Source organism: Shewanella sairae (genome assembly GCF_023283535.1).
Classification (GTDB): domain Bacteria; phylum Pseudomonadota; class Gammaproteobacteria; order Enterobacterales; family Shewanellaceae; genus Shewanella; species Shewanella sairae.
The window spans coordinates 63,741-78,421 of the sequence record NZ_JAKILT010000019.1 but is presented as its reverse complement, the minus strand read 5'-3'; the positions used below and the strand labels follow the sequence as shown (position 1 = coordinate 78,421).

Below are 14,681 nucleotides of genomic sequence, written 5' to 3'. Positions count from 1 at the left end.
ATTCGAACCTTCGAAGGCTGAGCCGTCAGATTTACAGTCTGATCCCTTTGGCCACTCGGGAACCCCTCCACATTGTCTTACTTCATCTTACACATTGCATTGGCCTGCAATGTTTACAGCTTTATTTAACATTGAACTTAAGAAGTGGTGGAGGGAGAAGGATTCGAACCTTCGAAGGCTGAGCCGTCAGATTTACAGTCTGATCCCTTTGGCCACTCGGGAACCCCTCCACATTTTCTTAACTTCGGTCTAGCACACAACATTTGGCCTATTGTGTTTATAGCGTTTACTTCAATTTGACAAGAAATGGTGGAGGGAGAAGGATTCGAACCTTCGAAGGCTGAGCCGTCAGATTTACAGTCTGATCCCTTTGGCCACTCGGGAACCCCTCCAGAGTATTTCTCAACAAATTGTACGCAAATGGTGGAGGGAGAAGGATTCGAACCTTCGAAGGCTGAGCCGTCAGATTTACAGTCTGATCCCTTTGGCCACTCGGGAACCCCTCCTCAATTGCGGCGGCAATAGTAGTCAGAATTTTTTCTGCTGTAAAGCTTAAATATCAAATAAACCCTAAACAACTCGCTGTTTGCTCAATTAACTTCCAACGATTTGTTTTGTCGATGTATTCTCGCTCAAAATGGTCAGTAATTAGCTTGCTCGGTTATCAATCTCTATAAAGTGAGGTACTTAGCTGGATTATCTATAGGTTGTATGGGGGGAGGGACTGTCTTTATCGTTGTTTACTGGCTTTTTGTGTTGATGGATATAATTCGGCACGTCTGAGTTTGAATTTGCTATTAAAGCTTGATTTAACTCTATATAAGAAAATAGGGGGCTAATTTAGCTGCCTGAGCTGTTAGGCTTCAATTCAGTTATGCGCAGGGAGTAATGTAATATTTTAACTAATTGAAATAAATCCTAAAGTAATTTTTACTGCAGTCGATGAACTCATTAAGAATGCTTACTAGGTTTATTTTAGGTTATATGGGTGCGATCCAGTTAAATAGTGCTTTAGTCAATGAATCACAACTCGGTACTAGGCTTAATCATGCGATTGGCTCAAACCGACGTGGTGAGTTTGGTCTATTGCTCTCATTACTATCTGCAGATGCACGTGATATGGCTCAATTCCAAACGCAATCGTATAAATCTACAGACTTAAGAGCAAAGTTTGATTTACCAGCGCCACAAAAATTACTCAGTCAGCTTGATGTTGATGAAACTTGTGTAAATAATAGCCATGTTTATCAGCAAGCGGGTGCTACAGCTTTTCGTTTAGCGAATGTTTTACAAGAAGAAGCCCTGGTTATTCGTAGAAATCAAGCATTAGAGATGGAAGAGGTGTTAGCCAATTGCGAGTTAGTCACTCGCCACCGCTTCAATGGTTTGAGCGACTCTATTAACGTCAAGTCGCTGCATTTTGCTGAACAGTTACAAATGCAGCGTCAAATGAGTGAATTTATCGCGCAAGCATGAAGCCGATCCTGCTTTATTTTGAAATGCTGATATATAATCAGCCTTTCAATATGAAGTTAGAGATAAATTAAACATGAAAAATATTCAAAAAGCACAGTCAACTTTAGTTAATGATACTTGTACTGATTGCGGTAGCTTTGTCGATGTAGGTGCCGTTATTGACGAATTTGATACGGTTTTAGATTTGGCACTAACAGGTGATGATTGCCAGTTATTAGCAAATGAAGTCATTGCAAAGGCACAAGCACGATTTGAAGGTGTAACAGCAACAACAGAGTTTGAAGGCCAAAATGCTAAAGTAAGCATTATATTCTTGTATAGTGCTGAAAAAATGATATTTCAGCTTGAAAATGGTCTGTAAACAGCAACTGTACAACTTGCTGAAAATACGTTAAATCGTGTAGTCTTGTACCCTATAAAAATATAATTTTAGCTTTAGCTGATAAAGCTGTTGGTGAACTCTTTGTTTACCTAAAATTTAGGATGACGCGTGAAGAAGCAGAAATCTCAACAACTGTTGGAATACATTGTTAATTCTGAGGCAAAGCAAAATGGCGACTTTAAAGCCACTGCTCAGATCGCCGCTGAGTTACTTGCACAACAACTTGATGTATCATCGGTTGTGGTGTCTGCTCTTTCAAGTGATGACGACACGCTAGAACAAGTCACACGCTTAACCACCTCCTGCAATATCAGCTCAACGCTTATCCGCCCCAAACCCTCATCCTGTCAGTCTTTTATTCATCAGCTTAAAAATGAACGTCATATCAGCTCTGAGTACTGCATTGATGATTCGCGTTTACATGAGCTTCAAAATTACTACGAACATTATGGTGTGGTTTCGGTACTGGAAGTTGCGATACGGATTAATGGCCATTTAGAAGGTTTGTTAAGCCTTGAAAAGAAAGAGGTCACCGAGCCTTGGAATGATAGCGAAGTTCAACTTTGCTCCCAAGTTGCAGATCAACTTGCGCTGACTCTGGCAACGCAATATACCTACGATAAAGAAGAGCAGCTGACTCTTTGTCTTTCAGCTGCAGAGCAATCAGATCAAATAATGATGGTGATTAATCTAGCGTCTGACATTATCGAGTATGTTAATAATGCTCACTTTGAACTGACGAAAGTACCTAAAGATCGAGTGCTAGGGCGTAAGATCCAAAACTTAGATTTTTTTAAACAGTACCCCAACTTATCAAAAGCTGTGCTGAATAAAGCACGTAATGGCGAATCTTCAGAAGAAGAAATTAATCTTATTCGTAGTGATGGTTCTGAATATTGGATGAGGCTATTGGTGAAACGCTTTATCACAGAGCGGGGAAATCATTTTGCACTTGTTAATGCTGAAAATTGTACTGAGCAGCATCATCACCAAAACGAACTGCTAAGACTTGCTTGGCGTTGTGGCTTAACGGGACTATTTAACCGTACTCATTTTAGCAGGGTATTGGATAAATTGGATTCGGGTTATCTGGTACTCATCGACTTACGTGGTTTTAAACGCTTTAACGACACTTATGGTCATGCTAATGGCGATATAATGCTGATTGAAGTCGCAAGGCGGATCAGGCATTTTGCAGAGGTTAATCAGCTGTCTGAAATAGCCAGAATAGGCAGTGATGAGTTTGGCATAATCTTTGACAATCAAGCCGATGAGTCGTTAATAGAACAAGCGACAGAGCGCTTATACCGCCAGCTAGAAGCGCCAATCACGATTGGTATTGAGCAAGTAGAACCCAAGCCTGCTTTGGCCCGCGTTGATATCGCATCGATCGAGCAACGTTTTTCACCGCTAACCTGTGCAGATATTGCGCTTCAATATGCCAAAAATAAGCAAGGCAATGCCATCCAGGTATTTAATAGCGCTTTATTAAATGCATTTAAAGAAGATGCACAAATAGAGCGCGATTTGGTTGCGGCAATAAAAGGCCGCCAATTTGAGCTGTATTACCAACCGCTGAGAGATTTAAAGAAGCAAGCTTATATTGGTGCAGAGGCGCTTATTCGCTGGCACCACCCTAAAAAAGGGGTGTTATATCCAGGAGCGTTTATTGATATCGCCGAACAGTCGGGGCTTATCAACGATATAGGTGCTTGGGTTTTAGAGGCCGCTTGTAAACAGCTAAATCTTTGGCAACGACACCAATTAGACATTTCCATGCACGTTAATGTGTCCGCAAGACAATTTTTTAGTGGTAGTTTGTTTGAACAAGTTTGGGAACTGGTTACCCGTTACCGTCTTAAACCACAGAGCTTAATCCTTGAAATAACTGAAACCGAGTTGATGGAAGATATTCGCTCGGCAACCAACTTATGTAACGAGCTTGCAGAGCTCGGTGTTGGTTTGGCTATTGATGACTTTGGTACGGGCTATAGCTCTATGCGTTACCTTAAGCAGTTCCCTATCACTAAGTTAAAAATTGATCGCTCGTTTATCTCAGATCTAACTGTTAGTCATGAAAGCCGTGAGATTGTGAGTGCTATTATTGCGATGGCGTCGGCGCTCAATATCTCTTTAACAGCAGAGGGCGTTGAGACCAAAGAACAAGAACTGTTTTTATCTGAGCATTTATGCCATCAGGCGCAAGGCTTTTTATATAGCCCAGCGTTGAGAGAATCTGAATTTAGCCAGTTTTTGTCTAAGACCACTTCAATACATTAGTATTTATCCCTGTCTCTAATTAGCATTACGCCATCTTAGTCTTTGCTCAACTGCTAATAAGTCTAAGGATAAGCCAAAAAGGTGCTGATAAAAGGATTATCAGCATGCTAGCTATTAACACTGCAAGTCGATTGTTCTAGTTCTATCCACCACAGCATTGTTTAAACTTCTTACCGCTGCGGCAAACACATTTATCATTACGCTTTGGGTAAATAGCGTCTTTTTGTTCGCCTTGGGTATAGAACCATAAGCCATCTTGCTTGATAAAATCAGAACTTTCATGAATGGCATCAATGTCACCGTCGAGTTGATACCAGGCTTGAAAGGTTACCTTACCGGTATCGCCATCAATTGAACTTTTACTTACCTCTAGGCTTAACCATTGGGGGAAAGGCTCTTGTGCAAGCAAATCTTCAGTAAGACCTTGACGAAAATCATTGTGGTGAGTTTCGATCAAATAGGCATAATCTTTTAAAAAAAATGCACAGAAACGCGAGCGCATTAACTGCTCAGGTGTTTGGGCGTGCTTTATTTTCAAATGAAAGGATTGGCAACATTGATCATAGTTAAGGTCTGAACAACAAGGGCAGGGAGTTTGCGGGTTAATATTAAGGTTGGTCATGGTTACTCGGAACTGAATTTTGGCTTAATGCTGGAAACTGGCGGCCATAATAAAGGTTTGGGCTAGGTTTCGCATTATAATAAAACGATGCTTCAGCACGATTATTGGTATCTACGGTTAAATACCATTTGCCGTCTTTTTTCTTTTTAGAGACGCCAACAAATTTACCTGCAAACTCACTTGTTGGCTCCCCGTTATCGATAGGTGGGTGAAAGCGTATAAGGTAATAGCCTATATCGGTAGCACTCGTGCCTTCAATATTGCGTTCAATCACTCTAAAATCGACTTCAATCTTAGCGTTTTTATGCTTAATTTTACCAAAAAAAGTGTCGTATAACGCCACGATATTGTCGCGTCCTATGGTGATCTCTTGACCTTGGTCTTCTGGAATATAGCATGCATCTTCAGAATATATCGCTTTCATTTTGCTTGCATCAAGCTCTTCAAAAGCATCACTAATATGGCTATAAACAGCATTTAGTGCTTCGTTGTCACTGGCAAAAGCGACTTGGAGCAAGCTAAAGTAAAGTGAGAATAGTAATGTAAACGCTGTTGCAACTTTTTTAAGCATGTAATAAACAGAACTGGGAATATAATAGCTAACACTATAATAGATGGTTAACGTGAACTAAAGTACTAGATTATTACAAGATGTGTTGTCATGCTCATAGATTGAGTGTTTTTAACAATGCTGATTAAAAATTGATTTGGGTACGTAAGGCTGATTGGAGTAATTATGGTTGAAGATGAAATGCGTTTATTTCTTGATGAAATGGCCGGAGTACAACCACTTAAAAATAATACAACGACTACGATTAGCGAGCAAAAAGTATCAACACAAGCGCAAGATGCCCGTAGAAAACAACTGCAAATGAGTGAGCAATTAGCTAAGTTAACACTCGATCCTAATTTGATTTTGCCCGTATTACCTGATGCTATCGTTGAGTTTAAGCGTGATGGTGTGCAAGAGGCGGTATTTCACCGTTTAAGTCTCGGCGGTTACCCTGTTAAACATGAGATTGACTTACATACGCTAAAAGCCACTCAGGCAAGAGAAGCGCTTTACCAACAGATTCAAATTAGCCGTGAACGGGGAGAGCGGAGTATTGTCGTGATCCATGGCAAAGGCGCAAAGAGTAAGCCATATCCAGGGCTGATGAAGTCGTTTGTTGTCACTTGGCTACAAGAGATTGAAGAGGTACTTGCGTTTCATAGTGCACAGCGCCAGCATGGTGGGACTGGTGCACTATATGTGATGTTGGTGAAATCTGAACAAAAGCGTATCGAGACCAGAGAAACCAACCATAAAGGTGTCAACGTTCGCTAAGCAAAATGTGGACTCAATATGAAGTATTAAAAAGGCCATTACCCATAAGGTAATGGCCTTTGTTTTAGCGTCAACAATACGCGATTGAGTGATCAGTCTATAATTCTACCAACCACACTGACGGTTGGCAGTAGTGTTTTGCTCATCTAACCAAGTTTGCAATGGCGCAAAATAGTCGAGTACAGCTTTTGCATCCATTTCTTTGGTACCGGTAACAGCTGCTAACGCTTCTGGCCAAGGCTGACTTTGTCCCATTTCAAGCATGGTGTTAAGTTTAGAGCCGGCTTCCTTATTGCCATAAATACTGCAACGATGAACAGGTCCATTGTCTCCAGCTATCTCACATAAGGACTTGTGGAACTGGAACTGCAAAATATGCGCTAAGAAGTAACGAGTATAAGGCACATTACCGGGAACGTGGTACTTAGCCCCCGGATCAAAATCAGCTTCACTACGGGCTATTGGCGCTTTAACACCTTGGTATTTTTCCCTTAGTTCCCACCAAGCCTGGTTATATTGCTCTGGTGTGATTTCGCCACTGAAGACTTTCCAGCGCCATTGGTCAATCATTAAACCAAATGGCATAAAGGCCACTTTATCCAGTGCTTGTTTGAGTAATAGGCCAATATCTTTTGAGGCATCGGGTACTTCATCTAATAAGCCAATCTGTTTCAAATAGTTTGGTGTAATAGATAGCGCAACTGTGTCACCGATAGCTTCATGGAAACCATCATTTGCGCTATTTTTAAAGATGAAAGGCTGGTTTTTATAAGCACGTTGATAGAAGTTATGACCTAACTCATGGTGAATAACCGTAAAGTCTTCAGCTGTTTTTTGAATACACATTTTTATGCGAATATCATCAAGGTTGTCGAGATCCCAAGCTGACGCATGGCAAACCACATCGCGATCATCTGGTTGCACGAACAAAGAACGTTCCCAAAAGGTATCAGGTAGTGCTTCAAAGCCTAAAGAGGTAAAGAAGCTCTCGGCTTGTTCTACCATTTTTATTTCATCATAGTTATGTTTAGCTAGTAGCTCTGTGACGTCATATCCTGGATCGGCGTCTTGCGGTGCGACTTGCTGGTAAATATTTCCCCAGCTTTGTGCCCACATATTGCCGAGCAGATGTGCTGGGATTGCACCCGATGCGGGGGCGACTTCATCACCATATTGCTCGTTAAGTTCACCGCGTACATAACAATGCAGTGAATTATAAAGCGGCTTTACTTGGCCCCAGAGACGGTCTAACTCAGTAGAAAACTCATCAGGCTTCATGTCATAGTTACTGCGCCATAACTCTGAAAGATTGGCGTAACCTAAATCTTTTGCGCCTTCATTCGCAAGTTCAACTTCTCGCTCAAATAGCGGACGCATAGGTTTAGCTATTTCTCGCCAGCCTTGCCAAACTTCTAATAACTCTTCAGGATTCTTTGACTCTGCCATGATTGCAGAAAGCTCTGGTTGAGTGAGGCAGCGACCATCTTCGAAGCAATATTTACCTTTACCGTATAAGCCATTTAATTGTGCGCTAATATTGGCTAATTCACTATTTTTAGCCGGATCTAATGGCGCCGGTAATACGATAGAGCTGCGAAGAATATTCAACTTTCTTTTTTCTTCAGCGCTTAACGGTAGGTCTGCGTATTGCGCGGCACGGGTCGCCAAATCTACGGAAGCGGCGGTGTATTTCTCTGCAACACTTGCCGATAACGCAGCGGTATCTTGAGTAATAAAATTGCTATAGATCCACTCTGAACGATTAATTTCAATGGATAGCGCTGCCATTTGAGCTTCTGCGTCGCTAATAAATCGCTTGGCTTGCGTTGTTTTATCGACTTGCTTATCAAGTGATGCAGCGGTGTTATCAGCTTCTGATTGGCTACAAGCTGTGACGCCTATCGCCAGTGCAATGACTGCTGATAATGTAGATATTTTGCCTAAGGTCAGGTTCATCCTAGAAATCCTTTGTTGTTTTTGTGTTGCTCATTTTACTTATTTTGTTACTAATTAACAGCGGATTAAATATTAGAACGCAAGAGTGAGAGCGAACCGTTATAGGTGACTTTATATAACAAGCTTCATTAAGCTTGCTTGATTAAGCTGTTTTGATTACGGATTGCTGCAGAATAAGAATTTCAATTTAATGGATGAGTGATTCTTTGCACATATTGCACATACAAGGCCATTTCAATTTGTTATTAACCTAACTTACCCCGTTTTTCGTTGCTTACTTTTCAACTTCAGATAGCTAATAAATAAAATCAAAGCGTTTTAATTAGTATCTAAGCGTTGTCTTTACACCATAAGCTTAACGTGACGTTTTAGCTGGATTAATAAAAGCCGATAAAGTGAGTTTATGCTTATATATCAGGATTTCGTTTGACAAGCACAAAGCGAATGTTTAATTTAAACGAGTGTTTTAAATAGATATAAAGGCAACGGAATGGCAAATCGCTCCGATACAAAAACAAGAATACTGGATGCTGCGGAAAAATTATTTGCAGAAAGAGGTTTTTCAGAGACCTCTCTAAGACTGATAACAAGTAAAGCTGAGGTGAATCTTGCTTCAGTAAATTACCACTTCGGTTCGAAAAAAGAGCTAATTAGAGCGGTGTTAGCCCGTTACCTTGATGTATTTATGCCGGCTGCGGCTGAGGCTATTGAAGTGGTTCGTCGAGACAACACTGACGCCTCGTTAAATGATATATTTTCAACTTTAGTGGCGCCGTTGCTAGAATTGAATCAGCTACGCAATGAAGGCACAACGACTTTCTTACAACTTTTGGGGCGCGGCTATATTGAAAGCCAAGGCCACCTTCGTTGGTTTATCACTACGCACTATGGTGAATACTTAGGGCTTTTTGTTAAAGCTGTTGCTGAAAGCGCCCCTCATATTCCGCCTGCAGAGATGTTCTGGCGATTACACTTTACCTTAGGCACAGTTGTTTTCACCATGGCCTCAGCAGATGCACTTACTGAAATCGCAGAAGCTGATTTTGGTGAGCAAAATGATATTGAAGCTGTTATTAAAAAGGTTATTCCATATTTATCTGCCGGTGTTTCGGTCCCACTTATTCAGGATGCAAAGTAAAAAATTATGGTTACGACAATAATAGTGCTATTGCTCATCGCAATAGTCGTTGTATTCAGTGTTAAAAATATTAGGATGCAGTTTGTTACGCGTCCTGTGTTTAGTTTTTTCAAAAAAGTGTTGCCGCCTTTATCGAATACTGAAAAAGAAGCGATGGAAGCGGGAGACGTTTGGTGGGAGGGCGAGCTGTTTAAGGGCAAGCCTAACTGGCAAGTGTTACATAGTTATGGCAAGCCAACATTGACGTCTGAAGAACAAGACTTTATTGATAATCAAGTCATGACTGCATTAACAATGATTGATGACTATGACATTGTTAATAATAGAAAAGATTTACCACCAGAACTTTGGGAATACTTTAAAAAAGAAGGTTTCTTTGCGTTAATTATCCCGAAAAAGTATGGCGGTAAGGCGTTTTCTGCTTATGCTAATTCAACGATTGTCAGTAAAATTGCCAGCCGTAGCGTAAGTGCAGCGGTGACGGTTATGGTGCCAAACTCTTTAGGCCCAGGAGAGTTGCTGACCCATTATGGTACCACTGAGCAGAAAGATCATTGGCTACCATTGTTAGCTGATGGTCGCGCTATTCCTTGTTTTGCATTGACGGGGCCGGAAGCGGGCAGTGATGCCGGCGCGATTCCTGATACGGGCGTCGTTTGTCGTCAAGAATTTAATGGCGAAGAGACATTAGGCCTAAAGCTAAATTGGAATAAGCGCTACATTACGCTAGCACCTATCGCTGATGTATTAGGTCTTGCGTTTCAAATGCAAGATCCAGATGGCTTACTCGGCGATGTTAAACATATCGGTATTACCTGTGCGCTAATCCCGACAGACCATAAAGGCGTTCAAATTGGTCGACGCCATAATCCGCTCAATCTTGCGTTTATGAATGGCACCACTCAGGGCGAAGATGTATTTATTCCGTTAGATTGGATTATTGGCGGGCCACAATACGCTGGTCGCGGCTGGCGTATGCTGGTTGAATGTTTATCAGCAGGTCGTGGCATTTCACTTCCAGCTCTTTCAACAGCATCAGGTCACATGGCAACGAAAACGACCACGGCTTATAGCGCTGTGCGCCAACAATTTGGTTTACCTATTGGTCAGTTCGAAGGTGTACAAGAAGCGTTAGCTCGGGTTATTGCTAATACTTACCAGCTCGAGGCTGCAAGACGTTTAACCACAACCGGTATCGATTTAAAAGTTAAACCTTCTGTAGTTACCGCTATCGCTAAATACCATATGACAGAGCTGGGTCGTAAGGTTGTCGATGATGCGATGGATATTCAGTCAGGTAAGGGGATTCAACTTGGGCCAAAAAACTATTTAGGTCACGGTTACATGGCGTTACCGATTTCAATTACGGTGGAAGGTGCAAATATTCTGACGCGTAGTTTGATGATTTTTGGTCAAGGAGCCACCCGTTGTCATCCTTACGTGCTTGCAGAGATGGAAGCCGCGAGCATGGAAGACTCGAACGCGGGGCTCGAGCGTTTTGATGCATTACTGTTAGGTCATATAGGTTATGCCGCGCGCAATGCATTTAGTGCATTTGGTAATGCATTAACGGGTAGTCGTTTTGCCCAGTCGCCAGTAAGCGGTGAGACAAAGCAATATTATAAAGATATGACACGCCTATCATCTGGTCTGGCACTTATGACAGATATGTCAATGCTGATCCTTGGTGGTGACCTAAAGCGCAAAGAGATGTTGAGTGCGCGTATGGGGGATGTGTTAAGTCAACTTTATTTAGGTTCTGCCACACTAAAGTTATTTGAAGATAATGGACGTCAATTTGATGACTTACCCGCAGTGCGCCATGTTATGGCAACAAGGCTGCATCTTGCTGCCAAAGCGTTAGATGAAGCTATGCGTAACTTCCCTAATCGCGGCGTAGCCTTATTATTGCGAGCGATTATTTTCCCACTCGGGAATCGGTTTAAAGATGCGACTGATAAACAGTCTATCGACTTAGTCGTTGCTATGAGCAAGCCGTCTCCGGCTCGAGATCGGTTAACGCATCTGTGCCCAGATTTTGCCGGGGATACTAGTGGTATTGCTGATGTCGAAAATGCATTTATTGCTAAGTGTGCTTGTAAAGGTTTGTACGCCAAGCTTAAGCAAGCACAAAAAGACGGAGCGCTGCCTAAGCTAGCACCATTGCCATTGTTCGATGCAGCCCTTGAGAGTGAACTGATAACACAAGATGAGCACCAGCAGCTAGTTAATGCAGATACGCTAAGACTTGCAGCTATCAATGTAGATGACTTCGAGGCTCTTTAATCGAAAGTAGCATCTAGATGTCATCAAGTGTGCTCTTAGTTATTTAACCTAAGAGCAGCCAAATAAAATGCCGGCTTATGATGTACCTAAATGAGTACTGAATAAGGCGGCATTTTCGTATTTATTGCCTAGTTGGTATGAGTGTAATTAACACAATCAGTGGCGCTATCTAGAACTTTGAAGTAGATGAATGTAAGGCAAAATAGAAAGGAAGGTTAGCTTGAGCGATTGTTTAACTGCGGCGGAACAATAATCTTTACGAGTTGTAAAGTATAAGCTCTAGCTTGCTAAAGCAGGGTATATTTTTAAAGTTCAGAGTGGGAATGCTAATAATGCCCAACGAGATGGAAATAGGGGGAGGTGAGTTGGTGAGGCAAAGGGAGCTAGGCGCTTTTGATGTCAGTAGCATTGTTGCTGTTACTGTGGAAGAGCAATCAACTTGCCCAAACCGTTAGCGTTTTTTAAATTGAAATTGATAGTTTTGATTCTAAGTGAAATAAAAAAGCTACTATTAAAAAATAGTAGCTTTTCATATAGAACTTACCTAACTAACGATAAGTAGAAATGTTCTGATTAACCTACAACAACCACTTTGCTGGTGTTTGTACCGCCAACCGTTTCCATAGCGTCACCCTTAGTCATCATCGCCATATCACCTTTTTCAAGGTAACCAGCTTCAGATAAGGTTTCTAGCGCTCTTTGGGCTACAACTTCAGGTGCATGAGCTGTTGAGTCAAAGTACACTGGCTTAACACCACGGTAAAGTGCCATTTTAGCTAGCGTAGTTTCATGACGTGACAAAGCAAAGATAGGTAGTGCTGAACTGATACGAGACATCAATTGCGGTGTCGCACCTGATTCAGTTAACGCGATAATTGCTTTAACACCTTCAAGATGGTTAGCTGCATACATGGTTGATAGCGCAACAGTTTCTTCGATCGTTGTAAACTGCTGATCAAGTCTGTGCTTAGATACTTGCACACTTGGGTGTGACTCAGCGCCAAGACAAACTTCAGCCATAGCTTTAACAGTTTCTTCAGGGAAGTCACCAGCAGCAGTTTCAGCACTTAGCATTACCGCGTCAGTACCATCAAGTACCGCGTTGGCAACGTCCATCACTTCTGCACGTGTTGGCATTGGGCTTGAGATCATTGACTCCATCATTTGAGTCGCAGTGATCACAGGCTTATTCAGCTGACGAGAGCGGCTGATTAGGCGCTTTTGTACTGCAACAAGCGCTGGATCGCCGATTTCAACACCTAAATCACCACGGGCAACCATAACCGCATCAGAGGCAATAATCACATCATCCATTGCTTCATCAGTTGCTACTGCTTCTGCACGTTCTACTTTAGAAACGATCAGTGCGTTACTACCAGCTTGACGCGCTAAGTCGCGTGCGTAGTTAAGATCTGCGCCACTTCTTGGGAAAGATACTGCTAAGTAGTCAACACCAATTTGTGCTGCTGTGATAATGTCAGCTTTATCTTTTTCGGTTAACGCTGCAGCAGATAATCCGCCACCTTGCTTGTTGATGCCTTTATTATTAGATAAAGGACCGGCAACAGTAACTGTGGTGTGAACCTTATTACCGTCAACACTTTCAACGCGCAGCTGAACGCGGCCATCATCTAGCATTAAGATATCGCCAAGGCTTACGTCTTTTGGCAACTCTTTATAATCGATACCGACTTGAGTCTCGTCGCCTTCGCCTTTCGCAAGATCGCCATCAAGGGTATAAGCTTGTCCAAGCTCTAACATAACCTTTTTGTTATCTTTGAAAGTAGAGATGCGAATTTTTGGACCTTGTAGATCGCCCAAAACAGCAACATGCACACCTAGCTCTTTTGCAATCGCTCGAGTGTCATCTGCACGTTTTTTATGATCTTCTGGTGCACCGTGAGAGAAGTTTAAGCGAACAACGTTAGCACCGGCAGCAATAATGCGGCGTAAGTTGTCATCACGGTCAGTGGCTGGACCCAAAGTTGTTACAATTTTGGTTCTGCGGAACATGAGATACTCCGTTAAGTTTTAAAAAATTCTAACCCTATATTATCAGACAATACCCATTAATGTAGTAAAATTACAAACAAAATGATCTAACTCAAGATTTTAAATTTGTGAAGTATTCCAACATTAATTGATAAATAGGCAATTCAGAGCGGCCTGAATTGCCATAAATTATGTAGAAAGTCAGTTACAAAATTGGATCTTTGTCGATTCTTGACTCTTTTAGCACTTCTTTTACGCGCTTTAGATTCTCACGGAAGCGAGGGCCTCGTCTTAGCGTAAATCCAGTTGCGAGCACATCAATTATAACCAATTGTGCTAAACGTGAAGCCATAGGCAGATACATATCGGTATCTTCCGGTACTTCCATTGTCACAGGAAGTGTACAGACGGTTGAAAGTGGTGAGTTACGCGCGGTAATACCAATAACGGCAGCCCCATTTTCGCGGGCAAGTTTTGCTATATCAATAAGCGACTTTGTACGTCCAGTGTGCGAGATAAGAACAACAACATCGCCCTCATTACTGTTTATACAGCTCATGCGCTGCATGAGTACGTCATCAAAGCTTATGACTGGTACATTAAAGCGGAAAAATTTATTTTGCGCGTCATGGGCGACTGATGCAGATGCCCCAAGACCAAAGAAAGAGATTTTCTTTGCTTGCGTAAGGATATCAACGGCTTTATTGACTGCGGCGGTATCAATGCTTTGTCTGGCGGTATCGAGTGATGCCATCGATGACTCAAAGATTTTAGTCGTATAGGAATCTGGACTATCATCTTCTTCTACGTGGCGACTAACATAAGGGGTGCCGTTTGCAAGGCTTTGCGCTAGGTGTAACTTAAAGTCTGGAAAGCCCTTAGTGTCTAAGCGTCGACAAAAGCGGTTAACGGTTGGCTCACTCACATCGGCCATTTTTGCCAGTGTGGCGATACTAGAATGAATCGCGGTTTGCGGCGAAGACAAAATAACTTCTGCTACTTTACGTTCAGATTTACTAAAATGGGTAAGGCTTTTTTGCACCTTTTCTAGGGTATTCATATGCGTACGTCCACTCAATAGTAATGTAGTTTTATTATATTTCGTTAAAGCTTATGTGTTGTCGTCTTTAAACCGTTATTTGCGGAGCGTAGACGCCAACATTAATTTATAATGACAGCAGGTACAAACACGATAAATTTTAGTAATTTTATCACGAAAGCA

At 41.9% G+C, this 14,681-nt stretch carries 12 protein-coding genes and 3 tRNA genes; 7 read left to right on the top strand and 8 right to left on the bottom strand.

Annotation, left to right across the window (positions count from 1 at the left end):
- Positions 1–145 precede the first annotated feature (145 nt).
- From L2748_RS10240 to L2748_RS10230, 3 genes are all read right to left on the bottom strand, one after another.
- Positions 146–230, bottom strand: a tRNA-Tyr gene (locus L2748_RS10240).
- Positions 231–307: 77 nt separating this feature from the next.
- Positions 308–392: transfer RNA gene (locus L2748_RS10235), tRNA-Tyr, on the bottom strand.
- 29 nt (positions 393–421) lie between these two features.
- Positions 422–506: transfer RNA gene (locus L2748_RS10230), tRNA-Tyr, on the bottom strand.
- A 451-nt stretch (positions 507–957) separates the two neighbouring features.
- On the opposite strand from L2748_RS10230, the gene L2748_RS10225 reads away from it, so the two are divergent.
- The 3 genes from L2748_RS10225 (at position 958) to L2748_RS10215 (ending at position 4,138) form a co-directional block, all read left to right on the top strand.
- A complete protein-coding gene (locus tag L2748_RS10225) occupies positions 958–1,476 on the top strand; it encodes a VC2046/SO_2500 family protein (protein ID WP_246616204.1) in 519 nt (172 codons plus the stop codon).
- A gap of 73 nt (positions 1,477–1,549) precedes the next feature.
- Positions 1,550–1,837 (top strand): DUF406 family protein, encoded by a 288-nt coding sequence (locus L2748_RS10220; protein WP_220782170.1) that lies wholly within the window; start codon positions 1,550–1,552, stop codon positions 1,835–1,837.
- Positions 1,838–1,966: 129 nt separating this feature from the next.
- The gene (locus L2748_RS10215; protein WP_220782171.1) at positions 1,967–4,138 is read left to right on the top strand and encodes a sensor domain-containing phosphodiesterase; all 2,172 of its coding nucleotides are present in this window, start codon (positions 1,967–1,969) and stop codon (positions 4,136–4,138) included.
- A gap of 142 nt (positions 4,139–4,280) precedes the next feature.
- On the opposite strand, the gene L2748_RS10210 is transcribed toward L2748_RS10215, so the two are convergent.
- Positions 4,281–4,760, bottom strand: coding sequence for a YchJ family protein (locus L2748_RS10210; RefSeq protein ID WP_220782172.1), 480 nt, complete (start codon positions 4,758–4,760; stop codon positions 4,281–4,283).
- Positions 4,747–5,331 (bottom strand): YybH family protein, encoded by a 585-nt coding sequence (locus tag L2748_RS10205; RefSeq protein WP_220782173.1) that lies wholly within the window; start codon positions 5,329–5,331, stop codon positions 4,747–4,749. Before L2748_RS10205 ends, L2748_RS10210 begins: the two co-directional genes overlap by 14 nt.
- Positions 5,332–5,496: 165 nt before the next feature.
- Between L2748_RS10205 and smrA the strand changes: the two genes are divergently transcribed.
- Positions 5,497–6,087 (top strand): DNA endonuclease SmrA, encoded by a 591-nt coding sequence (gene smrA / locus L2748_RS10200; protein ID WP_220782174.1) that lies wholly within the window; start codon positions 5,497–5,499, stop codon positions 6,085–6,087.
- Positions 6,088–6,192: 105 nt separating this feature from the next.
- Here smrA and L2748_RS10195 read toward each other — a convergent pair whose 3' ends face one another.
- Positions 6,193–8,043, bottom strand: coding sequence for a M2 family metallopeptidase (locus L2748_RS10195; RefSeq protein ID WP_220782175.1), 1,851 nt, complete (start codon positions 8,041–8,043; stop codon positions 6,193–6,195).
- A gap of 490 nt (positions 8,044–8,533) precedes the next feature.
- Between L2748_RS10195 and psrA the strand changes: the two genes are divergently transcribed.
- The 3 genes from psrA (at position 8,534) to L2748_RS24440 (ending at position 11,922) form a co-directional block, all read left to right on the top strand.
- On the top strand, positions 8,534–9,181 hold the full coding sequence (gene psrA / locus L2748_RS10190; RefSeq protein ID WP_220782176.1) for a TetR family transcriptional repressor PsrA: 648 nt from the start codon (positions 8,534–8,536) through the stop codon (positions 9,179–9,181).
- Positions 9,182–9,187: 6 nt separating this feature from the next.
- Entirely contained in the window at positions 9,188–11,467 is a 2,280-nt protein-coding gene (locus tag L2748_RS10185) for an acyl-CoA dehydrogenase (RefSeq protein ID WP_220782177.1), read from the top strand.
- Positions 11,468–11,799: 332 nt separating this feature from the next.
- Complete coding sequence (locus tag L2748_RS24440) at positions 11,800–11,922, top strand: hypothetical protein (protein WP_276516310.1); 123 nt, start codon at positions 11,800–11,802, stop codon at positions 11,920–11,922.
- A 118-nt stretch (positions 11,923–12,040) separates the two neighbouring features.
- Here the strand turns inward: L2748_RS24440 and pyk are convergent, their stop codons facing one another.
- The gene (pyk, locus tag L2748_RS10180) at positions 12,041–13,480 is read right to left on the bottom strand and encodes a pyruvate kinase (protein ID WP_220782178.1); all 1,440 of its coding nucleotides are present in this window, start codon (positions 13,478–13,480) and stop codon (positions 12,041–12,043) included.
- A gap of 184 nt (positions 13,481–13,664) precedes the next feature.
- Positions 13,665–14,519 (bottom strand): MurR/RpiR family transcriptional regulator, encoded by an 855-nt coding sequence (locus L2748_RS10175; RefSeq protein WP_220782179.1) that lies wholly within the window; start codon positions 14,517–14,519, stop codon positions 13,665–13,667.
- Between the last annotated feature and the right edge of the window lie 162 nt (positions 14,520–14,681).

Coding starts and splice junctions, on each gene's coding strand:
- L2748_RS10185 (WP_220782177.1), top strand. CDS start 9,188: ATGGTTACGACAATAATAGTGCTATTGCTCATCGCAATAGTCGTTGTA.
- pyk (WP_220782178.1), bottom strand. CDS start 13,480: ATGTTCCGCAGAACCAAAATTGTAACAACTTTGGGTCCAGCCACTGAC.
- psrA (WP_220782176.1), top strand. CDS start 8,534: ATGGCAAATCGCTCCGATACAAAAACAAGAATACTGGATGCTGCGGAA.
- L2748_RS24440 (WP_276516310.1), top strand. CDS start 11,800: ATGCCCAACGAGATGGAAATAGGGGGAGGTGAGTTGGTGAGGCAAAGG.
- L2748_RS10175 (WP_220782179.1), bottom strand. CDS start 14,519: ATGAATACCCTAGAAAAGGTGCAAAAAAGCCTTACCCATTTTAGTAAA.
- L2748_RS10225 (WP_246616204.1), top strand. CDS start 958: ATGCTTACTAGGTTTATTTTAGGTTATATGGGTGCGATCCAGTTAAAT.
- L2748_RS10205 (WP_220782173.1), bottom strand. CDS start 5,331: ATGCTTAAAAAAGTTGCAACAGCGTTTACATTACTATTCTCACTTTAC.
- L2748_RS10220 (WP_220782170.1), top strand. CDS start 1,550: ATGAAAAATATTCAAAAAGCACAGTCAACTTTAGTTAATGATACTTGT.
- L2748_RS10210 (WP_220782172.1), bottom strand. CDS start 4,760: ATGACCAACCTTAATATTAACCCGCAAACTCCCTGCCCTTGTTGTTCA.
- L2748_RS10195 (WP_220782175.1), bottom strand. CDS start 8,043: ATGAACCTGACCTTAGGCAAAATATCTACATTATCAGCAGTCATTGCA.
- smrA (WP_220782174.1), top strand. CDS start 5,497: ATGGTTGAAGATGAAATGCGTTTATTTCTTGATGAAATGGCCGGAGTA.